Below are 279 nucleotides of genomic sequence, written 5' to 3'. Positions count from 1 at the left end.
GGCCGCGCCTGTTGCCACGGCCACTGCGGTGAGTGCGACGTTCTCGACGATGTCCATCAGGTAGTCGAGCGCTTGCTCACGATCGCCGTCGGCCCAGTTCTCGATGCCCTCGAAAACCTCGTAGCTGAGTTGAATCAGTGACAGACCAAGCATCAACTGGCCCAGGCCAGGCACGACGAAGGCACCGAGGTTCAAAGCGCCCAATGCCAGTTGGGCAAAGTAGGCCCTGCGCTTTTCGGTGGTTTTTTGATCTTCCTGGGCCGTTGAAACGGCATGGTA

General features: G+C 59.1%; 1 protein-coding gene. It reads right to left on the bottom strand.

All coding sequences use genetic code 11. The features are described from left to right. Positions 1-279 (bottom strand): hypothetical protein (locus tag SB765_RS29165; protein WP_410932424.1); only part of this gene is annotated, 279 nt, incomplete at both ends.

Source organism: Pseudomonas sp. SIMBA_067, from assembly GCF_046534675.1.
GTDB lineage: Bacteria > Pseudomonadota > Gammaproteobacteria > Pseudomonadales > Pseudomonadaceae > Aquipseudomonas > Aquipseudomonas putida.
The sequence above is the reverse complement of the archived record's forward strand: the minus strand, read 5'-3'. Positions and strand labels throughout refer to the sequence as shown.